Genomic DNA, 25,626 nt, shown 5'->3' with positions numbered 1-25,626 from the left:
AACACCGTTAGTCTATGAGTGGATGATACACTAACAGCGTTAGGCTGAAAATATCGGAGAGAACATGGCAACAAAAGCGCCCCGTATTCAACGTGAACACATCATCCAGACAGCGCTGGACTTGCTGGACCAGGAGGGGCTGGAAGGCCTGACTTTGCGCAAGCTGGCTCAGGCCCTGAACATCCAGGCCCCCTCGCTGTATTGGCACTTCAATGCCAAGCAAGCCTTGATTGATGGCATGGCTGACGCGCTGGTAGAAAACGTGGCACGACACAGCCCAAGCAACCAAGCCTGGGATGAACAAGTTCGGCATCTGGGTCTGGAGTTTCGGCAGGCCCTGTTGCAAAGACGAGACGGCGCTCGCGTTTTTGCGGGTACCTATGTAGTCACCGACAATGTGCTGCGCACCAGCGAAGCCTTTTTGTCCGCTTTCATGCAGGCAGGCGCAGACAGCCAATTTGCTGCCGAGGCCAGCTTTAGCCTGATTTACTACATTCTGGGTTTTGTCATGGAAGAACAGGCTCTGGGGCCTGGCAGCACATTGGACCTGTCTTTACGCAAACAGGCTTTTTTAGAATTGGCTCAAGAAAAGTACCCCAGCAACTGGCAGGCACGTGAGGCGATTTTTTCCGATGACTTTACGGGCCGTTTTATCACTGGCCTGAACCTGTTGATTGATGGTACAAAGCAGCGCATTCAAAACGAATCATAAACAGACATTCTCAGGACCCGCACATGCACGTTGCCACACAGGAATTCCCCCGTATCTGGATCTCGAACAGCGCCCCTTCCAATTGGAAAGAGGAGCTGGAAACCTTGCTGGATCAAGGGCAGCGCTTTGTCTTGCTGACCCGAGAGCTGCCCGGCGCAGAGGATAGTTCGGACAAGGAGGAGTTCTCGCAATGGATCAAGGACAACCGCAGCCGCTTGAGCACCTCCTGTGCCGCCAGCCTGGTTGTCGTGAGCAATGCCTTGATGGCCTTTTCCCTGAATGCCTTTGTCGCCCCTTTAAGCGAGAAATTCGGCTTTCCGATACGCGTCGTTCATGAGGGCGATCTGGACGCACAAGTGGCGGCATTTCTGGAAATCAAGCCTGAAATGGTAAACCACTAAGCAGCGCGGTTACATCGTAAAGCGCGGACCCGCCAGACAAGACAGGGCCACTGATTACAGGTGGCCCTGCTTGTTCTTATTCCATCTATCCAACATTCCGCTACACAGATTGCTCCACTAACGAAGCTGGAACTGCAACTTTCTGCGCTCTACGCTGTCCATTGTCTTTTCTGATTCTGGCTGTTACCCGTTTGAGTCTCTCCCAACCTTCTTCCAACTTGCCCCCGGTACTTGCGGGCCCTATTCTGCGTCGCCTGGATTCCCAGCGTTTAGTCCTCTGGCTGGTCGGCAGTTCCAGCTTGTCCCTGGATTTAATTCTGGAGCCGGAAGGCTGTCCTCCTCAACGTATCCCTCTGGATACCGCTCAATGCCGGATTGTTCAGCTGGGCAAGCATGCCTTTATTCATTTCATTGATGTAGCACTTAGCGCCCCGCTTCCCCAGGACACGCTGGTGCACTACGATCTGATCCACTCAACAGCCAGCGGAACGGAACAAGGGATCGCAGACTGGTCCCCCCATTTATTGCATCAGGGACAGACCCGGCCCAATTTTGTGTTGGCCAGCCGCGCCGATAATCTGATGTTTGGTTCCTGCCGCAAACCTCATCACGCCTCCCGTGATGGCTTGGCACAGGCTGACACGGTACTGAGCGAACGCATCACTCAGGCCCATGCCCGACCAGCCCTGCTCATGCTGTCCGGGGATCAGGTCTATGCCGACGATGTGGCAGGCCCCATGCTGGCGGCCATTCACTCCCTGATCGAGCGACTAGGCTTGTATGGAGAATATCTGGAAGGCGCGGTTGTCTCGGATAGCGAATCTCTTTATCGACATCCTGCCAGTTATTACCGGCGCGCAGATTTGCTGCCGGCTTTTAAATCCAACGAAGATCTGCGTGAGCGTTTTTTTGGTGGCGTAGAAAAGCCGATTTTCACCACCGCCAATGCCCACAACCATTTGGTGACGCTGGCTGAAGTCTTTGCCATGTACTTGCTGGTCTGGTCCCCCATTCCCTGGCAAAGCATTGCCGAGCCCACTCCCCCGGCTCTGGAACCCAAACATCAGCAACGCTGGGAACGTGAAGCGGCCGCTCTGCAAGGCTTCCGTCAGGATTTGCCCCAGGCAGCCCGTTTGTTGGCGCATGTGCAAACCCTGATGATTTTTGACGACCACGACATCACCGATGACTGGAATCTGTCTGCCAAATGGGAAAGCGTCGCCTACGGCCATCCTTTTTCACGACAGATCGTGGGCAATGCCCTGGTGGCGTATATGTTGTGTCAGGCCTGGGGCAACCGCCCCGAGGTCTTTGAGTCCATGCTGGACACGGTCACCGTCTGGACCCAATCGCCCGATGAGCATCAACGTCTTGAACACCACACACAGGACACGCTCATCAAGGAGTTGCTGGAGTTTCGTCAGTGGGACTATGTGCTGCGCACCCAGCCCACGCTGATTGTGCTTGATACACGCACGCGCCGATGGCATAACCGCCGCATGCCAAGCCGCCCTTCCGGTTTGATGGATTGGGAGTCCTTGACCGAGCTGCAGCACGAGTTGCTGGACGAGCGTGCCGCCGTGATTGTGTCACCCACGCCCATGTTCGGCGTCAAGCTGATCGAGGTCATTCAACGAATCTGTACCTACGCAGGCTTTGCTCTGACGGTGGATGCCGAGAACTGGATGGCTCACCGGGGGGCCGCCAATACCATGCTGAATATCTTCAGGCATTCGCGCACTCCCGGTAACTACGTGATTTTGTCCGGAGATGTGCACTACTCCTTCGTCTACGATGTGCAGGTACGCCACAGCAAACATATCCCGCATATCTGGCAAGTGACCAGCAGCGGCATCAAGAACGAATTTCCGGAGGGGCTGCTGAACTGGCTGGATCGGCTTAACCGCTGGCTCTATTCCCCCCGCTCTCCCCTTAACTGGTTTACGCAACGCCGTGACCTGAGCATCAGCCCACGTCTGCCAAATCAGCGCAAGCATGGAGAGCGCGTCTGGAATGGTTCCGGCATTGGCCAGATCTGGCTGGATGAAGAGGGTCGCCCTGCCCGCATCCTGCATCACAATGCCAACAAAAAGCCGCCTACCGAATTTCTGCACCCTGATCAGGAGCAAAATCGGTAAGGCGGCCAGTGCCTGACTACAAGGGCAACAGCAGGACTTATTGACCCGCTACAGAGCTGACATAGGTGGCGACAGCATCACGCTCTTCGTCACTCATGGTTTGAGCAAAAGAAGGCATGGCACCCATGCCTTCTTTCATGACCTTCAGGATCTGCTCCTTGCCCGGCTTGAGTTCATCCAGATCCGGACCGATGGCCCCGGCTGAACCCGCGTCAGCCAAGGTATGACAGACCGCACAGGCAATGGGCTTGGCGCCTGTCAGAAACAGTTCCTTGCCTTGCTCCTGAGCGTAAGCCTGGGTACTGAAAACAAATACAGATACTGCAGCAACGAGATATTTCTTCATGATTCCCTTCCATAACCGCCCCGAGCTGACGGGGCGGGTACAACATTCAAGACTTAAACTACCGTGACAGCCAGCATGTGGTCGCGCCAGCTATTGTTCAAATAGCCACGGTTATTGGCTACACGCTCTTCAGGCTGTACCGTGCCTGCTTCGCTGGTCGCGCGACTGGCAATCTCGTACTTGCCCGGTTTCAGGTCCACGCCCACAACGAACTGACGCCACGCATATTTGCCCAGATCAGGGCCCACAAACGTCGCTTTCACCCAGTTCTTGCCGCCATCCACGGACACTTCCACCTCTTTGGCTGCCGTCATGCCCCCAAAGGCCAAGCCCTGGATCTGTACCTTGCCGGCCTTGAGCTCCTCACCCGGCTCGCCGCTGGGGCTGGTCACCCAGGATTTGACGGGCATTTCCCAAACCGATTCCTGATTCGGGTTGGATTTTTCACCCACTGGCGCCAGGCGGTAGCTGTTTTGCTGAATGTTGGCGGCAGACTGCTCCTTGGTAAACGCCAGCTGCTTGATGTACTTGACGTTATTGACCCCGGTGTAACCCGGCACGACCAAGCGCAAGGGGCCGCCGTGGGCCAGAGGGATAGGCTGACCATTGATTTCCCAGGCCAGAATCGCGTCATCAATGGCTTCCAGCGGAATCGAACGTTCCACCATGATGGTGTTCGGGTCCAGTCCCTGAGGAATCTCCTCGCCGCCTTGACCGGTCATGTACTTGGCACCCTCTTCCATGCCACCGACAGCCTCCAGCACAGCCTTGATCGGCACGCCAGTAAAGACCACACAGCCTGCTGCGCCTACGGTCCACTGTGTACCGCTGGGTTTCTCGGGGAAAAAAGCACGACCGTTACCGGAGCACTGCAGCACCATGGGTACGGCGACCAGACCCAGGCGTTTCAGCTCGGCCACGGTCATGTCTTTAGGATTCTTTACGCCCTTGATCGCCAATACCCATGCGTCTGGATCGGCGACGATCTGCTCAGACGGAGGGGCGACGTTATTGCGCACGAACAAGCGGTCCAGCGGTGTAATCAGACCCGAACCAAACGCGCTGCGCTTGGTTTCAATGGTATTGGCACTGTGCACGATCAAGCTGTCGGCATGTTTCCAGGATGCATAGGCTGGCAAGGCTTTAGCCTGCGTTTTTGCCTTTTCCTGAGCCAGTGCCGCTGACAAGGGTGTCAGGCTTGCCGTTCCCGCCAAAGCCATGACTCCGCCCGTGGACAAAAGCATGCGTCGGCGCGAGAGATTGCTAGGTTCCATGATCGCCTCCATGTGTGTTTGTTATCTGTAATTAATTTAGGCTTCGATTTTATGGGGGCACTATCTTTATAACTAGAATCTATAACCCTTATATATAACGCTCATATAGCAGCTAAAAGAAGAATACTAAAAACAGGAAACCCGCATACAGCAAAGGTTTCCGAACACACCTTCCTCCTGTCAAAAACAGGAAATAAAACATGAATTTTTTCTTGAGAGGCGACGAAACCAAGAATGAGGAGCAGGAGAATTGAACTGCTTGATGCAAAAACCAGGCAAAAAAACGTGTCTGTTTGAAAACTCCCATGGCTTTGTGCGGCCAAAAAAAAAGCCCCCGGAGTTTCCGGGGGCCTTCAAACTGCGATTGACTAACTCAGTATTCGCTTCGCTTTTTAGCTAACAGGATCCAGTTTGGCAATGGCCAAGGCCAAAGTCTTGCTGCCGACTTCACGGAACTGAATCAAGGCCTGGGCATCGTCGCCCTGGCCCGTCAGATTAATAATGGTGCCTTCACCAAAGCGGTTGTGATGCACCCCTTGCCCCACCCGGAAAGTCTGGCCATTCACTTCCAGCACGCTGGTGTGACTGCGACCGCCGTAAGGCTGGGCCGAATAGCTCTTGTCCTTGGACTCCCAGCTTTGACCACGACGGAAGGCACCCGAACTGGCCTCTGACTGCATGGACGAGCTGGTATAGCGGGCCGACAACCATTTAATGTGTTGCTCCGGCAACTCTTCCAGAAAGCGCGAACGCATGGCGTAACGCGTCTGGCCGTGCAACATGCGGCTTTGCGCCAGAGTGATGTACAGTCGCTGACGCGCCCGCGTAATCGCCACGTACATCAAACGACGCTCTTCCTCAATTCCACCGGGGTCGAACAAGCTGTTCTCATGCGGGAACAAGCCCTCTTCCAAACCAGTAATGAAGACGGCATCGAACTCCAGACCTTTGGCTGCGTGGATCGTCATCAACTGAATGGCGTCCTGACCAGCCTGGGCCTGATTATCCCCTGCTTCCAGAGAAGCATGGGTCAGGAAAGAGCCCAAAGGCGACATGGGAGCCAGCACAGAGGCAGCCGGTTGATCCGGGTTCTGCATAGCCTGCTCGGACTCGCCCGCCACTGCTTCAGGGACTCGACCTGCGGGCAGCTCGGCAAAGCCTTCTTCACCCACAAACACCGTGGCTGCGTTGACCAATTCCTGCAAGTTTTCCAGCCGCTCAGCACCTTCGCGGTCGGCCTGGTAATGGGCCAGCAAGGTACTGTCGTGGACAACGTGCTCAATCAGCTCGGGCAAGGACAGGATCTGCGCCTGGCTGGCCATATCCTGAATCAGGTTCGAGAAACGCATCAAGCTGGCAGCCGCGCGCCCTTGCAAATAGGGAATTGCACGCAACAAGCTGGTACTGCGCTCGCGCGCCAGATCAGCCAGCTGCTCCACAGAGCGAGCGCCAATACCGCGAGTCGGGAAATTCACAACGCGCAGGAAAGCGGTGTCATCGTCCGCGTTATCCATCAAACGCAAGTAAGCCAGTACGTGCTTGATTTCCTGACGCTCGAAAAAGCGGTGGCCGCCATACACTTTGTAGGGCAAGCCTTGGGAAAACAGTCTGTGCTCAATCACTCGGGACTGGGCGTTGCTGCGATACAGGATGGCAATTTCACGGCGTGGCTTGCCTTCGGCAATCAGGGCGCGGACTTCGTCCACAATCCACTGAGCCTCCAGGGCATCCGAGGCCAGTTCGCTGATGCGCACCAGCTCGCCTTCGCCACTATCGGTCCATAAATTCTTGCCCAGACGGCCGCTATTGTTCTCGATCAGCGCGTTGGCCGAATCCAGAATATGGCCGCAAGAACGGTAGTTCTGCTCCAGGCGTATCACATTGCCACGGGCATAGTCGCGCTCGAAGTCGGCCATATTGCCCACATTCGCACCACGGAAAGCATAGATGGACTGGTCATCATCGCCCACGGCAAACATGCAGGCCTGATCACCGGCCAAAAGACGCAACCAGCGATACTGCAGCACGTTGGTGTCCTGAAACTCGTCGACCAGAATGTGTTTGAAACGGCGCTGATAATGCTCGCGAATCGGGGCATTGCGTGAGAGCAGCTCGTAGGCACGCAGCAGCAGCTCGCCAAAGTCCACTACCCCTTCACGTTCGCACTGCTCTTGATAAAGCTGATAGAGCTCGATCAGGCGGCGGCGGTGAGGGTCGTGCGCTTCCAGGTCGCCAGGACGTTGGCCATCTTCTTTACAGGCGTTGATGAACTTCTGAATTTCCTTGGGCGGAAATTTCTCGTCATCCACATTGTTGGCCTTGACCATACGCTTGATGGAGGCCAACTGATCTGCCGTATCCAGAATCTGGAACGTCTGCACCAGACCGGCATCGCGGTAATGCATACGCAGCAGGCGATTGCACAGGCCGTGAAAGGTCCCGACCCACATTCCGCGGGTATCGATAGGCAATAAAGAAGTAAGCCGCGTCAGCATTTCGCGCGCGGCTTTATTGGTGAAGGTAACAGCAGCAAGGCCATGTGGGCTGACCTGCCCGGTCTGGATTAACCAGGCCATTCGGGAGGTCAGTACACTGGTTTTTCCGCTACCCGCTCCGGCCAGCACCAGGGCATGGCCAGAGGGTAAAGTAACGGCGGCTCGCTGTTCCGGGTTTAAGCGATCCATCATGCCGCGTAGCGGCGCAGACGCAAGGCGAACTGCTCAAGACTTTCAATACCACTTTGCTGAGCGCGCTGGCACCAGGTGCGCAGGTCGGACAGCAACTGCTCGCTGGAGGCACTGGAGCTTTCCCAGATACCGGCCAGTTCACGCTGCATGCGAACCAGGATGGACAGGCGGGAATCGCCAGCCGCTACGGTTTCCAGTTCAGCGCGCTGCTCGGGAGCCAGAACGTCGTCGCCGCGACCGATCCAGTCGTTGCAGCTTTCCAGCAGGGACCAGGAGCAATTCGGGTTGTCCTTGTTCACTTGTGGCTTCAGACGAGCGATCTCTTCCGAGGCCGTGGTTTTGATGATGTCCGCATAGCGGGCCAGAATTTCGTAGCGGTGAGTAATCACGCCCTGCAAGGTGGCCAGGCTGATGCCTTCCAGCGGAGCATTCGAAGGCACGCTAGGCTCCAAACGCAGCTTGGGAGCGACCTTCTTGACCTTGGCCAGACCCAGTGCCTTGAACACCGAGATGTAGCACCAACCCAAGTCAAATTCGTACCATTTGCTGGAGAACTTGGCGGACGTACCGTAAGCGTGGTGATTGTTGTGCAGCTCTTCACCACCAATGATGATGCCCCAAGGGAACACGTTGGTGCTGGTATCAGGGCTGGCAAAGTTGCGGTAACCGATAGCGTGACCCAGACCGTTCACCACACCGGCTGCCCAGAAAGGAATCCAGGCCATCTGGATAGCCCAGACAGTCAGACCCAGCAGACCGAACAGGAACAGATCAATACCCAGCATGATGGTAATACCCAACATGCTGTATTTGCTGTACAGGTTGCGCTCGAGCCAGTCATCGGGCGTGCCGTGACCGAAACGCTTCAAGGTTTCAGGGTTGGTGGCTTCCTGACGGTACAGTTCGGCACCACGAAAGAACACCTGGCCCAGACCAAAGACCACAGGGGAATGGGGATCGCCTTCACGTTCGCATTTGGCATGGTGTTTGCGGTGAATCGCAACCCATTCTTTTGTGACCATACCGGTGGTCATCCAGAGCCAGAAACGGAAGAAATGCATCAGCGCAGGGTGCAGGTCCAGCCCGCGGTGCGCCTGACTGCGGTGGAGAAATACGGTAACTGACACAATAGTGACATGAGTCACCGCCAGAATGACAAGAGTGAGCTGCCACCAAGACAGTTGCAGCCATCCGTCAGCAAGAAAAGAAAGAAACGATTGCATAGACCCTTTTAGACCTGATCTTTGTGTTAAGGGAAACCGGAAAAGTGTAGCCCACCTAACCAGTTAACAATAACACTATTTAAGGACGAACTTGCTTTAAATCAAGCACTTTCCGTGATTCGTTCAAGTGCCGCACCAAAGAAACAGTCGGTTTGGTGACGGTCCGTGCGCAGATTCAAATAAGGCCCCTCTAGCGCGAGGGCCGGACATTTGTCCTTCAAGATTTCCCGGGCGTCCAGCAGTTTGAATTCGGGATGTTTGTCCAAGAATGCCTGCACTTGCTGCTCGTTTTCTTCAGGCAAGAAACTACATGTTGCATAAACCAAACGACCTCCTGGTGCGACACAAGCCGCGGCTTGCTCCAGAATGTCGGCCTGCATCTGAGTGTACTGCTCCAGAGCTTGTGGGTGTTGACGCCACTTAAGATCAGGATTTCGACGCAAAGTTCCCAATCCACTGCACGGAGCGTCTACCAACACACGCTGTGCCTTGCCATGCAGGCGGCGAACACGCTGGTCGCCCGCTTCCTGAATCACGACAGGCACCACATTGGACAGGCCAGCACGCGCAAAGCGGGGTTTGGCCTTGTTCAAGCGGGTTGCCGACACGTCAAAAGCGTACAAACGGCCTGTAGAGCGCATCAAGGCACCCAGCAGCAGGGATTTGCCACCGGCACCGGCGCAGTAGTCAATAACCATCTCGCCACGGCGAGGCTCCAGCAAGGCGGTCAGCAACTGGCTGCCCTCTTCCTGAATTTCCAGCTCGCCTTTCTCATACTGTGGCCATACTGCGACAGATGGACGGCCTTCAATACGGATACCCCAAGGCGAAAACGGCATGGCAACCGGTTTGAAACGAGCCATAGGGCCGTTTTGCAGCTGACGCAACACAGTATCGCGCTCGGCTTTCATGGGGTTGACGCGCAGATCCAGCAAGGCCTGCTCATTCATGGCGGCCATCAGCTTGTAGGAATCCGGAATCTCTTTCAGACGCTCTTCCAGCCACTCGGGCAGGCTCAGGCGCACGCCAACTGGCAGACCGTCCACATTCAGGGCGCGGATATGGCCCAGCCACTGGCGCTCTTCTTCTGTCAGTCCCAAAGACAGGGATTCCTGACCAATAGCCGTAGACAGACCCAGAATGGCCAGACGACGGGTTGACGGGCCTACGCCGCTTTCCGCCCAGTTACGGTACTGACGCAAGTGGCGCAGCACATCAAACACGGCTTCGCGAATCTCGGCACGGTCGCGCGAGCCCATTTTGGGGCGTGTACGCGCCCAGCGTGTCAAAGCCAGGTCGGCGGGATGCTTCCACTGCAAAACTTCACCCAGGGCGCTGGAGACCTGCTCCAGACGGCGCTGTGCCATTGCGCCCGGCTCGGGTGGACCCGAGGGTTTGTCGCGGCGTGCTGCATAAGGGCGACCACGCGCTCCGGACTCGTTACGTTGGGCAGACGAGGACGGGCGCTTGCGGTCCGAGCGGCCGCGGGATTGTTGGTGATCAGACATGAATATTCAAAAATTCCAAATAGCCCGCTCAATCAGGCGGGGAAATAAAAGCCGCGATGCGCAAGTCCGGCAACCTCGACACGGCCATCAGCCTGCAAACGCACCCGTCCCTCGATCAGCCAGCGTACGGCCTCGGTATAGACGTGGTGTTCGGTTGCCAAAACGCGCTCTGCCAGAGTCTGTGCATCATCGTCGTGCAGGACGGGCACGATACTTTGGGCAATGATGGGACCATCATCGAGCACAGGGGTCACAAAATGCACCGAGCAGCCGTGAAACTGCACGCCCGCGTCAAGTGCCTGTTGATGGGTATTCAAACCGGGAAAGCTAGGAAGCAAGGATGGGTGTATATTGATGAGCTTGCCTGCATAGTGCTGAACAAAATCGGTGCTCAGGATGCGCATGAATCCCGCAAGTAGAACATAATCTGGCTGGTAGCGGTCGATCACGCGTGCCAAAGCCTGGTCAAAGGCTTCACGTGTTGCAAATTCGCGATGCGAAACCGTCTCGGTAGGCAGCCCTTGACGCTGCGCCCATTCCAGTCCGGGCGCATCGCCCTTGTTAGAGATGACCGCCTCGATACGGCCATTTAAGCCCGCTGTCTTGATCAGTTCGCCTATGGCCTGCAAGTTGGAGCCCCGGCCTGAAATAAGCACAACAAGGCGACAAGGTAGGGTGGAATCGGTCAAAATCCTGTTTCCCGAGAAATAACGAATCCAAAATTGTAAACTCTCGCTTGTGAAATCTGATCTAAAACTCTATCGCTCTCTGCCGCGGCGCAACAGCACGGCCCGCAGCGCTGTCACCATTGGCAATTTTGACGGGGTCCATCTGGGCCATCAGGCCATCTTGCATCGCGTCAATGAAATGGCGCGCCAGCAGGACCTGAGCTCCTGTGTGATGACCTTTACGCCCCACCCGCGCGCCTTTTTTGCGCAGCGCGGCCAACGGCCCGAACTGATCCCCACGCAGATCAGCGGCCTGCGCGACAAGGTCGAAGCCCTGCATCAATGTGGCATTGAACAAATTTATCTGGCCCGCTTCAATCAGGCCATGGCCGATATGTCGGCCGCAACCTTTATTGACGAGATTCTGGTCCAGGGTCTGAACACTGGCTGGTTGCTGGTGGGCGAGGATTTCCGCTACGGTCACAAACGCGCCGGCGACATTGAAATGTTGCGTGAAGCGGGCAAGCGCCATGGCTTTAGCGTCGAGACCCTGCACGATGTGGCCGATGCCGATGGCCGCCGCATCTCCAGTTCGGAAGTGCGCACCGCCCTGGCCGTGGGCCAGCTGGACCGCGCCCGTGCTCTGCTGGGCAAGCCCTTTCATATTAGTGGTCATGTCATTCATGGCCAGAAACTGGGCCGGGACATTGGCTACCCGACCCTGAACGTGCGTGTTCCCGAACACTGTGCCGCCCGCTCCGGCGTGTACGTGGTCCGGGTTCACGGACTGACCGGACAGGCTCTGCCCGGCATTGCCTCCTTGGGGGTACGCCCAACCGTCATCGACCAGGGACGGCTGCTGTTAGAGGTGCATTTACTCGACCAACGCCTGGATGCTTACGGTAAACTTGCCCGTATAGAATTTCTGGAATTTGTCAGGGACGAGGAAAAATTCCCGGACCTCATCACAATGATCGCCGCCATCGACAACGATGCACAACGCGCTCGCGACTACTTTGCTTCAAATGGACTATAAAAACTCTCTCAATTTGCCCGACACTCCCTTTCCCATGCGTGGTGACCTCGCCAAACGTGAGCCGGGCTGGATTAGCCAGTGGGAAGAAAACAAAGTCTATGCAGCAATTCGGCAAGCCAGTGCCGGTCGTCCCAAATTTATTTTGCACGACGGCCCTCCCTATGCGAACGGCGACATTCACATTGGCCACGCGGTCAACAAGGTTCTGAAAGACATCATCGTCAAAAGCCGCAATATGGCCGGCTTTGACGCGCAGTACGTGCCCGGCTGGGACTGCCACGGCATGCCTATTGAAGTTCAGATCGAAAAGAAATACGGCAAGAACCTGCCTGTGGCTGAAGTTCAGGCCAAGGCCCGCGCCTACGCTCTGGAGCAGATCGACAGCCAGCGCAAGGACTTCAAACGCCTGGGCGTGCTGGCCGACTGGGAGAACCCTTACCTGACCATGAATTTCAGTAACGAAGCCGACGAGCTGCGCGTACTGTCCAAGATCATGCAAAAGGGTTTCGTGTTCCGTGGCCTGAAACCCGTGAACTGGTGTTTTGACTGTGGTTCCGCCCTGGCAGAAGCCGAGGTTGAGTACGCCGATCGCACTGACCCGTCCGTGCACGTGGCCTTCCCCTTCGCGCAAAAGGACAAACTGGCCGCCGCCTTTGGCGTAGACAGCGTGGACGATGGCGCCATCGTTATCTGGACCACCACCCCTTGGACCATCCCTGCCAACCAGGCACTGAACGTACACCCTGAAATCAGCTACGCCCTGGTCAAGCTGGACAGTCCACGCGCCACCGGCTCCATGCTGATCGTGGCCGAAGAGCTGGTGAAATCCTGCCTGGAACAATGGGGCCTGAACGGCCAGGTCATGGCCACCGCTACCGGCGAAGCCCTGAACCTGATCGAATTCAATCACCCTCTGGCGCACGTGGATGCAGGCTACCAACGCCGCTCCCCTGTGTACCTGGGCGACTACGTTACCCTGGACAGCGGTACTGGCGTGGTGCACTCGGCCCCGGCCTACGGTATTGAAGACTTTATCTCCTGCAAAGCCCACGGCATGAAGGACGACGACATGCTCACGCCCGTGATGGGCAATGGGCATTACGCCGAGAATCTGCCCCTGTTTGGCGGCCAGATGATCTGGAAGGCCAATCCGCAAATCGTGGAAGCCTTGCAGAACGCCGGTACCTTGCTGAAAACCGAACAGCACCCGCACAGCTACATGCACTGCTGGCGTCACAAGACGCCCATCATCTACCGTGCCACCAGCCAATGGTTTGCCGGTATGGACAAGGAAAACAGCAGCGGCCGTAGCTTGCGTGAAATGGCCCTGGAAGCCATTGATAACACCGAGTTCTACCCCTCCTGGGGTCGTGCCCGCCTGCATGCCATGATCGCCAACCGCCCGGACTGGACTTTGTCGCGTCAGCGCCAATGGGGTGTGCCCATGGCTTTCTTTGTGCACAAGGAAACGGGTGAACTGCACCCCCGCACGCCCGAGCTGATGGAACAATTAGCCGAGCGTATCGAAAAGAGCGGTATCGAAGCCTGGCAAAACCTGGACCCACGCGACCTGCTCGGTGACGAAGCCGATCTGTACGAGAAAAACCGCGACACGCTGGACGTGTGGTTTGACTCGGGCACCACACACGCTACCGTGCTGGGCGGCAAGGATCACACCACCCACGGCTCGCACGCTGACAAGCTGCAATGGCCTGCCGACCTGTACCTGGAAGGCTCGGACCAGCACCGTGGCTGGTTCCACTCGTCCTTGCTGACGGGCTGCATGCTGTATGGCCGCGCGCCCTACAAAGCCCTGCTGACCCACGGCTTCGTGGTGGACGGCAATGGCCGCAAGATGAGCAAATCGCTGGGCAATATCATCAAGCCGCAAGAAATTGCCGACAAGATGGGTGCCGAGATCATGCGCCTGTGGGCCGCCTCTACCGATTACTCGGGCGAGCTGTCCATCTCCGACGAAATTCTGAAGCGTGTTGTGGAAGGCTACCGCCGTATCCGCAATACCCTGAAGTTCCTGCTGGGTAACCTGGCCGACTTCGATGTCACCCAACATGCTGTACCTGTTGATCAACTGACCGAAATCGACCGCTACGCCCTGCAAATGACCGCCGACATGCAGGCCGAGTTGCTGGAGAACTACAAGCGCTACGAGTTCCACCCCATCGTGGCTCGCTTGCAGACCTTCTGCTCCGAAGACCTGGGCGCGTTCTACCTGGATATTCTGAAAGACCGTCTGTACACCACGGCTAAAGATGGCCAGCCACGTCGCTCGGCTCAAACCGCGCTGTATCACCTGACACAGACCCTGCTCAAGCTGATGGCTCCTATCCTGTCTTTCACGGCAGAAGAAGCCTGGCGCGACATGCACGGTGGTTCGGTTCCTAGCGGCACCATCTTCACCGAGCTGTTCCATGTCCTGCCGGAGCAAGGCGAACAAACTGCACTGAGCACCAAATGGCAGCGCCTGCGCGCCATCCGTGCCGACGTGATGCGCCGTATTGAAGATGTACGTAGCACCGGTGCCATCGGTTCCTCGCTGGCGGCCGAAATCGACATCTACGCCACCGGTCAGGATCTGGAATTCCTGCAATCCTTGGGACAGGACCTGCGCTTCATGCTGATCGTCTCGCGTGCTGACGTGCACGCTGGCGAAGGCGATTTGCGCATCGACGTTACCCCTACCGAACAGGCCAAGTGCGAGCGTTGCTGGCACCACCGCCCTGACGTAGGCCAGAGCGCCGAGCACCCCACCCTGTGTGGTCGTTGCGAGGACAATCTGTTTGGCGAAGGCGAAGTGCGTCACCATGCCTGATAAGGACATGACCCCTTCTCCCGGCCAGGCCCGACTGCCCTCGCGGCAGTTCTGGGCCTGGATTGGTCTGGCCGCCTTTATTGTCGGCCTGGACCAATGGACCAAACAGTATTTCGACAGCAACCTGTTCTATCAGGAACGTTGGAATATCCTGCCCTTCTTTGATTTCACCCTGCTCTACAATCCCGGCGCGGCGTTCAGCTTTCTGGCCGGTGGTCAGGGTTGGCAGCGCTGGTTCTTTGTCGGCATTGCAGCCGTTGCCACGGTATTTATCGTGACCATGCTGCGCCGCTCGGCCAAGCAGCCCTTGTTTTGCCTGTCGCTAAGCCTGATTCTGGGTGGCGCCATCGGCAACGTGGTGGATCGCCTGATGCACGGGCACGTGGTAGATTTTCTGCTGTTCTACTGGAATCAATCCTACTTTCCGGCCTTCAATATTGCCGACGTCGCCATCAGCTGCGGCGCTGCCCTGTTGGTGCTGGACGAGTTCATGCGCATGCGCCGCAACAAACGACAGCGCTCCTGAGTCTGTAAGGATCATGTCCTATGCTTAGCAATAAAAAACTGGTGTTTGGCATCACCGGCGGCATCGCTGCTTATAAAACCGCCGAACTCTTGCGTCGCAGCCAGGACCTGGGTGCCCGGATTGATGTGGTCATGACCCAATCGGCCACGCGCTTCATCAGCCCGGTCACCTTTCAGGCCCTGTCGGGACGTACCGTCTACACCGACTTGTGGGATGCGCGTGTTCCCAACAATATGGCGCACATCCAGCTTAGCCGGGATGCCGATGCCATTTTGATCGCCCCCGCCAGCACCAACTTCATGGCCAAGCTGGCCAACGGTCTGGCCGACGATCTGCTCAGCACCTTATGCGTGGCCCGCGGTCACTGCCCCCTGCTGATCGCCCCCGCCATGAATCGGGAAATGTGGCTGCACCCGGCCACTCAGCGCAATGTCGAACAACTGCGCCGCGACGGCGTACATATTCTGGGCCCCGGCAGCGGCGACCAGGCCTGTGGTGAAACCGGCGATGGCCGCATGCTGGAACCTGCCCAACTGCTGGCAGAGCTGACTTCCTTCTTTCAGCCCAAGCTGCTGGCAGGCAAACGCGTTCTGATCACCGCTGGCCCGACCAGCGAGCCGATTGACCCGGTGCGCGTCATCAGCAACCGCTCCTCCGGCAAAATGGGTTACGCCATTGCCCGTGCGGCTCAAGAAGCGGGTGCACAAGTGACTCTGGTCTCCGGCCCCGTTGCACTGGAAACGCCCTATCAGGTGCGTCGCATCAACGTGGAAACCGCCCGTCAAATGCACGCCACCGTGATGTCCCAAGTAGACGATGCCGATATATTTATCAGCGTCGCAGCGGTCGCAGACTGGTACGTCAGCAATGCCAGCGACATCAAAATCAAGAAGACGTCCGAACAAGCTACACCAGACCTGCAATTCAGCCCCAACCCCGACATTCTGGCCGAGGTTGCTGCGTTGAAAAACGGTCCTTTCTGCGTAGGCTTTGCTGCCGAGACAGACAACTTGATCGAGCACGCCCAAGCCAAGCGTCAACGCAAGAATGTGCCCTTGTTGGTCGCCAACCTGGCCCAGCGCGCCATGAATGCCGACGACACCGAACTGGTGTTGTTTGACGAGCAAGGCCATATGCAATGGCCCGCTCAGGATAAACTGCTGGCGGCGCGCCAACTGGTTCAAGATATCGCCCAGCGGCTTTAATCCCTTTTCTCTTTTATGATGACGGGCAGCGCTAAAGCAGGTGCGCTGCCTCTCTTTTTTTCAGGATACCGTCTATGCACCGCCGTATTGAAGCCCGCATCGTCAATGACTTGTTGAGCACAACGATTGAAGCCCCCAGCTACGCCACGGACGGCTCGGCCGCCATGGACCTGCGCGCCTGCCTGAGCGAAGCCGTTACCCTGCCCGCAGGCGGCCGTACGCTGGTTAAAACCGGCCTGGCCATCAATATGATGGACCCTGGCCTGGTGGCCATCGTCGCCTCGCGCTCGGGCTTGTCCCTGAAGCACGGCGTGCGTGTCGCCCAAGGCATTGGCGTCATTGATGCCGACTACCACGGCGAGATTGGCGTGATTCTGGCCAATGACAGTGATCAGGACTACGTGATCCAGCCCGGCGAGCGTATCGCCCAGCTGATGTTCCAGCCTGTGGTGCAAGTGGCACTGCAGTTTGTGAACGAGTTCTCTACCGAAACCGAGCGCGGTACGGGTGGCTTTGGCAGCACGGGCAAGAACTAAGCATTAAAGCTAGGGAAAGATGTGATGCAAAATGCCTTGGTGCAGCAGGTATCGCTCCTTCCTTAGTCCTGACACTTTGCTTTAAAAACGTACTAGCGCCACGACTCAGACTTACCCAGGCCGATTTCGGATTTCAATGCCCTCTCCCAAAACAGGTAATTCCAACGCCGAATTACTCACTTCAAATAAAACGGCGGCCCAGCTCCACCCGCGCAACCGCCATCAGGGTCGTTACGACTTTGATGCCCTCATCAAAGACACGCCCGAACTGGCTGCTTTCGTTTTTGTGAACCCTTACGGTGATCAAAGCATCAACTTCGCCGATCCGAATGCCGTCAAAACTCTGAATCGCGCCCTGCTCAAGAGCTTTTACGGCATAGCGCATTGGGATATTCCTGCTAATTACCTCTGCCCTCCCATTCCGGGTCGTGCCGATTACGTGCACTACCTGGCCGATCTGCTGGCCAGCAGCAATAAGGGAGCCATTCCCCGTGGTGAGGCAGTACGTGTCCTTGATATTGGCGTGGGCGCAAATGCTATCTACCCATTGATTGGTAATACCGAATATGGGTGGCAGTTTCTAGGATCAGACATAGACGCTGATGCGCTGACTTCTGCACGAACTATTATTCACGCGAACCCGGGCTTGCCGGCTGCAATCAAATTGCGCCAGCAGAAATCACCCAGGCATATTTTCAAAGGCTTGCTGGGTGCAAACGATTACTTTGACCTGACGCTGTGTAACCCTCCCTTCCATTCATCGCAAGAAGAGGCTGAAAGCGGCAGTCAACGTAAATGGCGTGGCTTGGGCAAAGCTGCGCCCAAGCACAATGCTCCTGTGCTGAATTTTGGTGGACAGAATACGGAGCTATGGTGCGAAGGCGGTGAGGCGCTTTTCATCCGCCGCATGATAGAAGAAAGCGCAACGGTAGGCGGACAAGTGTTTTGGTTCAGCACCTTGGTGTCCAAAGCATCGAATGTACCCGGTGTCTTGAATGCCTTAAAAAAGGCCAAGGCGGTTAAGGTCAAAACCGTAGAAATGACGCAGGGGCAAAAGCAAAGCCGCTTCGTGGCCTGGACTTTTCTTGATGCTGGAGAACAAGAGGCTTGGCGCAGTGAGCGTTGGCGCTAGGCTTACATCAAACGTTTGAATCGACAACAGCCACTCACTAAAGACGGCTATCGGCTACCCAAGCAAAAAAAATCACTGCACCAACGATGCTGCTCACAGCATCGTTGGCTAGGCGAGTTTCACCCCAACATCTTCAGCAAGGCTTCGGCGGTGGGTCTGGATGACGCCGGATTTTGGCCGGAGATCAGCAGGCCATCGCTGACCACATGGGGTTGCCAGTTATTGCCTTTGCTGTAATTGCCACCATTGCCTTTCAACATGTCTTCCACCAGGAATGGCACGACGTCGGTCAGACCGACAGCCTCCTCCTCGCTGTTGGCAAAACCTGTAACCGACTTGCCTCGAACCAGCGGGGTGCCGTCAGCCGATTTCACATGGCGCAACACGCCAGGGGCGTGGCAGACGGCAGCGACCGGCTTGCCCGCGGCCAGCATGGTTTCGATCAGTGCGATCGATGTGGGATCTTCAGCCAGATCCCACAAAGGCCCATGGCCGCCCGGATAGAACACGGCATCAAAGTCGGTGGCCACAACTTCCGTGAGCTTTTGCGTTTCGGCCAATACGGACTGAGCCGCCGGATCATCCTTGAAACGGCGGGTATCATCGGTTTGCGCCGCTGGATCGTCGCTCTTTGGGTCCAATGGCACTTGTCCACCCTGCGGCGAAGCGACCGTGATCTGCGCGCCCGCGTCCTTAAAGACGTAGTAAGGCGCGGCGAACTCCTCCAGCCAGAAACCCGTTTTTTGGCCAGTGTTGCCCAGTTGATCGTGCGAAGTAAGAATCATCAAAATCTTCATGGAGCACCTTCTTTGAATGGAGGATAAAAAAGCAAGCGGTCATGCCTACGAGGTCTTGCTCGCTAACGATGCCAATCACCAGCTTACCAAAACGGCTGCTGGTAAGTATGCCGATCAAGACCTGCGACGGCTGCCGAGATCGTCGTCCATTCCAGACTTGCTTGAACCCGACCGTTACTCAAACAGACAGGCGGCGGATTTAACATTGCCAGTCTGGCTAACGTCAGTCAGGAACAAAGAAAGGACTTTTTTATATGGATTCACCACCGTTTCCTGCTGAAAGCAACGTCCTAAAGAGACTGTTTGCGTCAACATCGCATTACTATGGATCCTGATACTTTCTAATTACATGCCGAGACTGAAAGCGCGTGCTTAACGTAAGCGGGTCATTCGTCACACCGCCGGTTCAGTAGGTAATCACATATCAACCTGAGGCTACCCATGAGACATACAGAAAGACACAAGACGCACCGGACAGGATGGCTTCGTGCTGCGGTTCTTGGTGCGAATGACGGAATTGTCTCTACAGCAAGCTTGGTCTTGGGTGTGGCGGCCACAGGGGCAAGCACAAAGAGCATTCTTGTGGCGGGCGTTGCCAGCCTGGTCGCTGGAGCCATGTCTATGGCGGCGGGTGAGTATGTGTCGGTCAGTTCCCAAGCTGATACAGAGAAAGCAGATCTGGCCCGCGAGAAAGCAGAGTTAGCTAAGGCCCCCGAACAAGAACATGCAGAGCTCACTGCTATTTATATCAATCGGGGCTTGGATGAAAACCTGGCTTCAAATGTAGCGACCCAACTCATGGCTCACGACGCACTCGGGGCCCATGCGCGAGACGAGCTTGGTATATCCGAGACCTTGACTGCCAAACCGGTACAGGCTGCACTGGCCTCCGCTGCGACGTTTGCAGCCGGCGCCCTACTTCCTTTGCTTGTAGTTCTTCTGCCGCCAACGGCTGCACTCATGTGGTATGTCGCAGGCAGCTCACTGCTTTTTCTGGCACTGTTAGGCTTGATCGCTGCCAAGGCAGGCGGCGCTCCTCTATTTATCTCGACCGCCCGCGTGACCTTCTGGGGAGCATTGGCGATGGGACTAACGGCTGGCGTCGGTGCGTTGTTTGGCGTTGCAGCTTAATTGCAGGTCATTCTTTGGCAATACCATGCGGATATTGCCAATAGAAAGATAGCGTTCAACTGTTCAAGGCTGCTTTGGGCCAGGAACGGGCATTCATAGCGTTAGGTTCAGTGGTTCCAGGGCTAAATGTTTCAACTCAAGACCTGACTCTGTCACACTTTTTATATGGGAAAACAATCCTTGAGAAAACGTGCTGCTCAAAAACGTTTAACAAACGCTAAAAAGAAAGAGCGTGCAGATTTCGCCGAGCGAGAAGATCGTACGCGGGAAATGCTGAAAGACCAGATAAGTCGTGCCATCGCACTTCGCTCAAAGGAACGTGAGTTCCACGGACTTGATCGAGAGTTCCTGTTTTATCAGGAAGACATGCTTCGCCAGTACGACAGGGCGAAAGACTCAAAGCATCCACGAGATATCGGATTGGCTCGTGAGGAGATTGTCCGGCAATTTCTGGTCGATACGGGACTGTTGCCGGCACGCTATGCCGCATCGGACAGGAGTGTTCGCGTCGCATCAACGACGGGCCACGTCAGTGGAGAGCTGGACATTCTCTTCTACGACCCATTGGACTCGGTGTCGTTGATGCGTCGTGAAAATGCCTTTCAGGTTCTTCCGGTCGAAAGTACATACGGCACGATACAGGTCAAATCGAAAGCAACCCGAAAAGACATCCGTGATGGATTGGAGAACATCGCAAGCTACAAAAAGCTTCGTCGAATTTCAACGGAAGGCTGGACCGTATCTTCCGGAAGCCCCAAGAGCCAGCAAGGCTTTGGAATACTGTTCGCATTCGATACCGACCTAGACTGGATTGATCTGATCAATGAGATCAAAGCTTTCGCTCAGGACAAACCCAAGCATCTATGGTGCAACGCTGTTTTCGTGCTGACCAAGGGCTTCGTGTTGCACGGCACTGAACATCGCGCTGTCTTCCTGAATGACGACATTCGTACGATTACTAAGCTTCAAATGCATGGACGCCCGGACCGAACGGGGCACTGCTTCTACGATCTGTACTCCGTACTGCTTGGTCTGTTGAAGAACACCGACGTCCAGCCCCCTCCGGTAGAGAGCTATTTTCAACTCCCGTTTGTCGCAGGAGAGCACTCTTACAAGTATTCGATTGGACAGTTCGCCGAATTCGGGACATGCGAGACCCACGGTGACTTTCCAAGAAAGCTGACCGAAGAAAAGCTGGTTGAGGTCATAGAGTGGTGCAAATCGGCAGAACCGATAAATTGGATCAGAGCCACGGATATCGCATATGGAAAAGCCGGTGATAACACTGAGGCATACCAAAGGCAGCCTGGTGATGTTCATATCTACAACCCAGATGCCCTACCCTTTTCCGACATCCTTGTGATGGACAGCCCGTTCAAGCATGACGGAGAACAGGTCAACGTCAAAACTCTTGCCTTTGACTCGATCGAAACGGCTGGCATGATCATCTGGATACCATATATCTATGAACTCACCCGTGGCATCATAAATTTCTGCCCGAAATGTGAGCAGAGGAAGCAGCAAGGAGCAGCCTCTAATGCAACAGCATGAATTTGAGCGGAGACCTGACTTATGTTCGCAGATCCTGTTACCTATATAAATGAAAGCCTTGCAGGCCGATCATTGACCCACGCTGACCAACCCACACTCTGCTAACCCGACCTGCGCCTGAGCGTCTGGTTTTCGATAATTCGACAAGTAGCAAAGGGCCAAAATCAAACACCCCTACATTCATCTGCGCTACTTATAAAACCCAGCACAAAAAAAACCAATCAGCTTTGGGCTGATTGGCTTTTTCTCTAAGCCCGAAGTTTACTTAAGCAGCAAAATCCTCTTCCCCCAAATAAGCCGCCCTCACCTTCGGATCATGCAGCAACTGTGCAGCCGGACCTTCCAGGATAATCCGCCCCGACTCCATCACATATCCCCGATCTCCCAGCTCTAGCGCCAAGCGCGCATTCTGCTCGATCAGCAAAATCGTCACGCCTTCCTTAGCAATCGTCTGGATCAGCTCAAAAATCCGTTCGACCATAATGGGAGCCAAGCCCATTGAAGGCTCATCCAGCAGCAGCAATGAAGGCCGGGAAATCATAGCCCGTCCCATTGCCACCATCTGTTGCTCCCCACCCGACAAAGTCCCTGCAGACTGCTTTTTACGCTCAGCCAGACGCGGGAACAAGGTATAGATACGCTCGATATCCTGGCGCACTTCGTGGTGATCCTTGCGGGTATACGCCCCCATGGCCAGATTTTCTTCGATTGTCAGTTGCGGAAAAATCCCCCGCCCTTCCGGCACCATGACCACGCCGCGTCTCACCAACTGGTGCGATGGCAGGCCGACGATGCTTTCACCTTGATGTTCGATCTGTCCTGCAGCGGCAGGCACCAAACCTGTAATCGCCCTCAGCGTGGTGCTTTTACCCGCACCATTAGCACCGATCAGGCAAACCAGCTCGCCCTTGCCCACTCGCAGGTCCAGGCCGCGTACCGCCCGGATGCCGCCATAAGCTACATCCAGACCCCGAATATCCAGCATCAACGGTTCTGTGCTCATGCCTTTTCCTCTTCAACGGTAATGCCCAGCTCTTTGGCTGCGCCTGCGCCCAGATAGGCTTCGATCACGCGTGGGTTATGTTGGACTTCGGCGGGTTTGCCTTCGGCCAGCACTTTGCCGTATTCCAGCACCAGAACCCGGTCGCACAGGCCCATGACCAGCTTCATATCGTGTTCGATCAGCAGGACGGTAATGCCGTCACCACGGATTTTTTCTATCAGCTGGCGCAGCACTACTGTCTCGGACGGGTTCATACCGGCAGCCGGTTCGTCCAGAGCCAAGAGCATAGGATCAGTTGCCAGTGCGCGGGCGATTTCCAGGCGGCGCTGGTCGCCGTAGGACAAGGAGCGGGCAATCTCATTAGCGTGCTGGGCAATGCCTACGTAATCCAGCAGCTCGTAGGCACGGGCCTCGATCTGTTCTTCTTCCTGGCGGGTAGCGCGGTTACGCAGCACCGCCCCCAACACGCCAGCACGGGTGCGGACGTGGCGGCCGATCATGACGTTTTCCAGGGCAGACAAGCTGCCAAACAGACGGATGTTCTGGAAGGTACGCGCAAAACCGGATTCAGCGATTTGATGGGGTTTGCAATCGGTCAGGTTGCGACCAGCAAAGGTGCAGCGGCCCGACTCGGGGATGTACAAGCCTGTCATCACGTTGAACAGCGTGGTCTTACCCGCACCGTTCGGGCCAATCAGACCGTAGATATCGCCCTTGCGAATGCTGAAGCTGACTTCAGACAAGGCCTGCAAACCGCCGAAGCGTTTGGACAAGCCTTCTGCCTGCAACAGCACCTCGCCGTCTTTTACTTGTTGGTTCATGCTCAGACTCATGCTTGCACCTGCTTCATTTTGCGTTCACGACGGCGCACTGCAGAGGGCCACAGGCCTTCAGGGCGATAAATCATGACCAATACCAGGGCAAAGCCGAACAAGAGCATACGAATACCGTCCGGATCCAGAATCACGTCGCCAAACACGCTTTGCTGCAGCGGTACCACGACGGAGCGCAGCAGTTCGGGGAATACGGAGAGCAGCAAGGCCCCCACGATCACACCGGGGATATGGCCCATGCCGCCCAGCACCACCATGCACAGCACGGAAATGGACTCGGTCAGGCTGAAACTCTCTGGGCTGACGAAGCCTTGCATGGAAGCAAACAAGCCCCCAGCCACACCACCAAAAGTTGCACCCATGGCAAAGGCCAACAGTTTGACGTTACGGGTATTGATACCCATGGCCTTGGCAGCAATTTCGTCTTCACGAATGGCTTCCCAGGCTCGGCCAATACGGGAGTGCTGCAGGCGTACGCAGATGAACACAATCAGCAGAGTGATCAGCAGGAGCAGGTAATAGTATTTCTCTGGCCCGGTAATCCGTATACCAAATAGGGTTTCCGCCTTGCCGAAGATGAAGTCGCCAATCTTGAAGGTATCGACTCGGTTGATCCCTTGCGGGCCATTGGTGATATTGACTGGCGCATCCAGGTTGTTCATGAAGATGCGGATAATTTCACCGAAGCCCAGCGTCACAATCGCCAGATAGTCGCCTCGCAAGCGCAGGACCGGAAAGCCCAGTAGCACACCGAATACGGCAGCCAGAGCAATACCGGCTGGCAGCACCATCCAGAACGGCAGGTGCAAACCAAAATGCGGCGATGCCAACATAGCCCAGACATAAGCCCCTACGGCATAGAAAGCGATATAGCCCAGATCCAGCAGACCAGCAAAACCCACCACGATGTTCAGGCCCAGGGCCAGCATCACGTATAGCAAGGCAAAGTTCAGGGTGCGGATCCAGCTTTGCCCCGCCATACCCAGCACGAAGGGCAGGATAGCCAGCACCACACCAATCAGCAGCGCACCAACCCAGACTTTAGCGGGCGTTGCGGGGCGCTGTTTGGAGCCAGCGCCACTTAATGTTTGATTCAGACTCATGCGCGATCTCCCACACGTTCACCCAACAGGCCCGAGGGACGGAAAATCAGCACCAAGATCAGCACGATAAAAGAGAACACATCCTGATAGTTACTGCCAAAGACCCCATTGGTCAGGTCACCGATATAGCCTGCGCCCAGAGCTTCGATCAAGCCCAGCAGCAAGCCACCCAGCATGGCACCACCCAAATTACCAATGCCCCCTAGAACGGCGGCGGTAAAGGCTTTCAGGCCCAGCATGAAGCCCATCGTGTATTGGGCGACGCCGTAGTAAGTCACGATCATCACGCCTGCGACGGCAGCCAGGGCCGAGCCGATCACAAAGGCAGCGGAAATCACGGTATTGATGTTCACGCCCATCAAGCCAGCTACTTCGCGGTTCTGGGCAGTTGCACGCATGGCGGTGCCCAGACGGGTGCGGTGCACCAGCACCATCAAGCCGGACATGATCGCGGCGGCACCGCCAATAATCAGAATCTGCAGCAAGCTGATACGCGCGTCACCCAGCTGGAACACCATGGGTTCAATAATGTGCGGGAAACTCAGATAATTGCGCCCCCAGATCATCATGGCCAGGTTCTGCACAATAAAGGACACACCAATAGCAGTGATCAGTGCAGCCAGACGGGGCGCACGACGCAAGGGACGATACGCATAACGCTCGGCAGTCCAGCCTATGCCCATGCAAACGGGGATAGCGGCCAAAAGGGCCAGCCCCACCATCAACCAGGCGGACAAGCCTGCCGGGTCCGCGCCGACCAGCGATAACACCACTGTCGTGGCCAGCATCGCCCCAACCATGACTACATCACCATGCGCAAAATTAATCAGGCCAATAATTCCATACACCATGGTGTAGCCCAGCGCCACCAAGGCGTAGACACTGCCCACGGTCAGGCCATTTATTAGTTGTTGTATCAGGATTTCCATAGATTGGGACTCGTGGTCATTGCTCCCTGCCCCGGCGCACGGCGATAGAACAGGGAG

The 25,626-nt window shown here is 56.1% G+C and carries 22 protein-coding genes; 11 read left to right on the top strand and 11 right to left on the bottom strand.

Annotated elements, in window-relative coordinates; all coding sequences use genetic code 11:
- The first annotated feature begins 64 nt into the window (after window positions 1-64).
- From U2949_RS13200 to U2949_RS13190, 3 genes are all read left to right on the top strand, one after another.
- Complete coding sequence (locus U2949_RS13200) at window positions 65-712, top strand: TetR/AcrR family transcriptional regulator C-terminal domain-containing protein (protein WP_321288205.1); 648 nt, start codon at window positions 65-67, stop codon at window positions 710-712.
- A gap of 23 nt (window positions 713-735) precedes the next feature.
- Complete coding sequence (locus U2949_RS13195) at window positions 736-1,113, top strand: hypothetical protein (protein WP_321288203.1); 378 nt, start codon at window positions 736-738, stop codon at window positions 1,111-1,113.
- A gap of 191 nt (window positions 1,114-1,304) precedes the next feature.
- Window positions 1,305-3,251 (top strand): metallophosphoesterase family protein, encoded by a 1,947-nt coding sequence (locus U2949_RS13190; RefSeq protein ID WP_321288201.1) that lies wholly within the window; start codon window positions 1,305-1,307, stop codon window positions 3,249-3,251.
- A 37-nt stretch (window positions 3,252-3,288) separates the two neighbouring features.
- Here the strand turns inward: U2949_RS13190 and sorU are convergent, their stop codons facing one another.
- From sorU to purN, 6 genes are all read right to left on the bottom strand, one after another.
- Window positions 3,289-3,597, bottom strand: a complete 309-nt coding sequence (gene sorU, locus U2949_RS13185; protein ID WP_052159170.1) for a SorU family sulfite dehydrogenase c-type cytochrome subunit — start codon at window positions 3,595-3,597, stop codon at window positions 3,289-3,291.
- 53 nt (window positions 3,598-3,650) lie between these two features.
- Entirely contained in the window at window positions 3,651-4,871 is a 1,221-nt protein-coding gene (sorT, locus tag U2949_RS13180) for a SorT family sulfite dehydrogenase catalytic subunit (protein WP_185776011.1), read from the bottom strand.
- A 392-nt stretch (window positions 4,872-5,263) separates the two neighbouring features.
- On the bottom strand, window positions 5,264-7,558 hold the full coding sequence (locus tag U2949_RS13175; protein ID WP_321288199.1) for a UvrD-helicase domain-containing protein: 2,295 nt from the start codon (window positions 7,556-7,558) through the stop codon (window positions 5,264-5,266).
- Window positions 7,555-8,781 (bottom strand): DesA family fatty acid desaturase, encoded by a 1,227-nt coding sequence (locus U2949_RS13170; protein WP_026482877.1) that lies wholly within the window; start codon window positions 8,779-8,781, stop codon window positions 7,555-7,557. The genes U2949_RS13175 and U2949_RS13170 overlap by 4 nt, the downstream gene beginning before the upstream one ends.
- Before the next feature lie 101 nt (window positions 8,782-8,882).
- The gene (locus tag U2949_RS13165) at window positions 8,883-10,148 is read right to left on the bottom strand and encodes an RsmB/NOP family class I SAM-dependent RNA methyltransferase (RefSeq protein WP_045931823.1); all 1,266 of its coding nucleotides are present in this window, start codon (window positions 10,146-10,148) and stop codon (window positions 8,883-8,885) included.
- 173 nt (window positions 10,149-10,321) lie between these two features.
- Window positions 10,322-10,978, bottom strand: coding sequence for a phosphoribosylglycinamide formyltransferase (purN, locus tag U2949_RS13160; RefSeq protein ID WP_026482878.1), 657 nt, complete (start codon window positions 10,976-10,978; stop codon window positions 10,322-10,324).
- A 49-nt stretch (window positions 10,979-11,027) separates the two neighbouring features.
- Between purN and U2949_RS13155 the strand changes: the two genes are divergently transcribed.
- The 6 genes from U2949_RS13155 to rlmF all read left to right on the top strand — a co-directional run bounded on the left by U2949_RS13155 (window position 11,028) and on the right by rlmF (window position 18,222).
- On the top strand, window positions 11,028-11,993 hold the full coding sequence (locus tag U2949_RS13155) for a bifunctional riboflavin kinase/FAD synthetase (RefSeq protein ID WP_009455719.1): 966 nt from the start codon (window positions 11,028-11,030) through the stop codon (window positions 11,991-11,993).
- Window positions 11,983-14,823, top strand: coding sequence for an isoleucine--tRNA ligase (gene ileS / locus U2949_RS13150; RefSeq protein WP_321288194.1), 2,841 nt, complete (start codon window positions 11,983-11,985; stop codon window positions 14,821-14,823). The genes U2949_RS13155 and ileS overlap by 11 nt, the downstream gene beginning before the upstream one ends.
- Window positions 14,816-15,349, top strand: coding sequence for a signal peptidase II (lspA, locus tag U2949_RS13145; protein WP_026482880.1), 534 nt, complete (start codon window positions 14,816-14,818; stop codon window positions 15,347-15,349). Before ileS ends, lspA begins: the two co-directional genes overlap by 8 nt.
- A gap of 20 nt (window positions 15,350-15,369) precedes the next feature.
- Window positions 15,370-16,554, top strand: a complete 1,185-nt coding sequence (coaBC, locus tag U2949_RS13140; protein WP_321288192.1) for a bifunctional phosphopantothenoylcysteine decarboxylase/phosphopantothenate--cysteine ligase CoaBC — start codon at window positions 15,370-15,372, stop codon at window positions 16,552-16,554.
- A 74-nt stretch (window positions 16,555-16,628) separates the two neighbouring features.
- Window positions 16,629-17,090 (top strand): dUTP diphosphatase, encoded by a 462-nt coding sequence (gene dut, locus U2949_RS13135; protein ID WP_321288190.1) that lies wholly within the window; start codon window positions 16,629-16,631, stop codon window positions 17,088-17,090.
- Window positions 17,091-17,226: 136 nt separating this feature from the next.
- Window positions 17,227-18,222, top strand: coding sequence for a 23S rRNA (adenine(1618)-N(6))-methyltransferase RlmF (rlmF, locus tag U2949_RS13130; RefSeq protein WP_321288188.1), 996 nt, complete (start codon window positions 17,227-17,229; stop codon window positions 18,220-18,222).
- A 119-nt stretch (window positions 18,223-18,341) separates the two neighbouring features.
- Here rlmF and U2949_RS13125 read toward each other — a convergent pair whose 3' ends face one another.
- A complete protein-coding gene (locus U2949_RS13125; protein ID WP_026482884.1) occupies window positions 18,342-19,019 on the bottom strand; it encodes a type 1 glutamine amidotransferase domain-containing protein in 678 nt (225 codons plus the stop codon).
- A gap of 441 nt (window positions 19,020-19,460) precedes the next feature.
- On the opposite strand from U2949_RS13125, the gene U2949_RS13120 reads away from it, so the two are divergent.
- Both U2949_RS13120 and U2949_RS13115 read left to right on the top strand, forming a co-directional pair.
- On the top strand, window positions 19,461-20,150 hold the full coding sequence (locus tag U2949_RS13120) for a VIT1/CCC1 transporter family protein (RefSeq protein WP_026482886.1): 690 nt from the start codon (window positions 19,461-19,463) through the stop codon (window positions 20,148-20,150).
- Window positions 20,151-20,330: 180 nt separating this feature from the next.
- Entirely contained in the window at window positions 20,331-21,701 is a 1,371-nt protein-coding gene (locus U2949_RS13115; protein WP_257723171.1) for a DUF6602 domain-containing protein, read from the top strand.
- A 265-nt stretch (window positions 21,702-21,966) separates the two neighbouring features.
- Here U2949_RS13115 and U2949_RS13110 read toward each other — a convergent pair whose 3' ends face one another.
- The 4 genes from U2949_RS13110 to U2949_RS13095 are packed head-to-tail and all read right to left on the bottom strand — an operon-like array spanning window position 21,967 to window position 25,569.
- The gene (locus U2949_RS13110; protein WP_021446747.1) at window positions 21,967-22,704 is read right to left on the bottom strand and encodes an ABC transporter ATP-binding protein; all 738 of its coding nucleotides are present in this window, start codon (window positions 22,702-22,704) and stop codon (window positions 21,967-21,969) included.
- Window positions 22,701-23,537, bottom strand: a complete 837-nt coding sequence (locus U2949_RS13105) for an ABC transporter ATP-binding protein (protein WP_009455710.1) — start codon at window positions 23,535-23,537, stop codon at window positions 22,701-22,703. The genes U2949_RS13110 and U2949_RS13105 overlap by 4 nt, the downstream gene beginning before the upstream one ends.
- Window positions 23,534-24,640, bottom strand: coding sequence for an ABC transporter permease subunit (locus U2949_RS13100; protein WP_021446748.1), 1,107 nt, complete (start codon window positions 24,638-24,640; stop codon window positions 23,534-23,536). The genes U2949_RS13105 and U2949_RS13100 overlap by 4 nt, the downstream gene beginning before the upstream one ends.
- On the bottom strand, window positions 24,637-25,569 hold the full coding sequence (locus U2949_RS13095) for a branched-chain amino acid ABC transporter permease (RefSeq protein WP_021446749.1): 933 nt from the start codon (window positions 25,567-25,569) through the stop codon (window positions 24,637-24,639). The genes U2949_RS13100 and U2949_RS13095 overlap by 4 nt, the downstream gene beginning before the upstream one ends.
- Between the last annotated feature and the right edge of the window lie 57 nt (window positions 25,570-25,626).

Source organism: Alcaligenes phenolicus, from assembly GCF_032063905.1.
In the GTDB taxonomy this organism is placed as follows: Bacteria; Pseudomonadota; Gammaproteobacteria; order Burkholderiales; family Burkholderiaceae_B; genus Alcaligenes; species Alcaligenes phenolicus.
Note: the sequence above shows the minus strand (reverse complement) of the source record. Positions and strands in the feature narration are given on the sequence as shown.

Bases quoted from the DNA above. Each gene is read 5' to 3' on its own strand.
- U2949_RS13200 (WP_321288205.1), top strand. From the start codon at position 65: ATGGCAACAAAAGCGCCCCGTATTCAACGTGAACACATCATCCAGACA.
- U2949_RS13195 (WP_321288203.1), top strand. From the start codon at position 736: ATGCACGTTGCCACACAGGAATTCCCCCGTATCTGGATCTCGAACAGC.
- sorU (WP_052159170.1), bottom strand. From the start codon at position 3,597: ATGAAGAAATATCTCGTTGCTGCAGTATCTGTATTTGTTTTCAGTACC.
- sorT (WP_185776011.1), bottom strand. From the start codon at position 4,871: ATGGAACCTAGCAATCTCTCGCGCCGACGCATGCTTTTGTCCACGGGC.
- U2949_RS13175 (WP_321288199.1), bottom strand. From the start codon at position 7,558: ATGATGGATCGCTTAAACCCGGAACAGCGAGCCGCCGTTACTTTACCC.
- U2949_RS13170 (WP_026482877.1), bottom strand. From the start codon at position 8,781: ATGCAATCGTTTCTTTCTTTTCTTGCTGACGGATGGCTGCAACTGTCT.
- U2949_RS13165 (WP_045931823.1), bottom strand. From the start codon at position 10,148: ATGGCACAGCGCCGTCTGGAGCAGGTCTCCAGCGCCCTGGGTGAAGTT.
- ileS (WP_321288194.1), top strand. From the start codon at position 11,983: ATGGACTATAAAAACTCTCTCAATTTGCCCGACACTCCCTTTCCCATG.
- lspA (WP_026482880.1), top strand. From the start codon at position 14,816: ATGCCTGATAAGGACATGACCCCTTCTCCCGGCCAGGCCCGACTGCCC.
- coaBC (WP_321288192.1), top strand. From the start codon at position 15,370: ATGCTTAGCAATAAAAAACTGGTGTTTGGCATCACCGGCGGCATCGCT.
- dut (WP_321288190.1), top strand. From the start codon at position 16,629: ATGCACCGCCGTATTGAAGCCCGCATCGTCAATGACTTGTTGAGCACA.
- rlmF (WP_321288188.1), top strand. From the start codon at position 17,227: ATGCCCTCTCCCAAAACAGGTAATTCCAACGCCGAATTACTCACTTCA.
- U2949_RS13125 (WP_026482884.1), bottom strand. From the start codon at position 19,019: ATGAAGATTTTGATGATTCTTACTTCGCACGATCAACTGGGCAACACT.
- U2949_RS13120 (WP_026482886.1), top strand. From the start codon at position 19,461: ATGAGACATACAGAAAGACACAAGACGCACCGGACAGGATGGCTTCGT.
- U2949_RS13110 (WP_021446747.1), bottom strand. From the start codon at position 22,704: ATGAGCACAGAACCGTTGATGCTGGATATTCGGGGTCTGGATGTAGCT.
- U2949_RS13105 (WP_009455710.1), bottom strand. From the start codon at position 23,537: ATGAGTCTGAGCATGAACCAACAAGTAAAAGACGGCGAGGTGCTGTTG.
- U2949_RS13100 (WP_021446748.1), bottom strand. From the start codon at position 24,640: ATGAGTCTGAATCAAACATTAAGTGGCGCTGGCTCCAAACAGCGCCCC.
- U2949_RS13095 (WP_021446749.1), bottom strand. From the start codon at position 25,569: ATGGAAATCCTGATACAACAACTAATAAATGGCCTGACCGTGGGCAGT.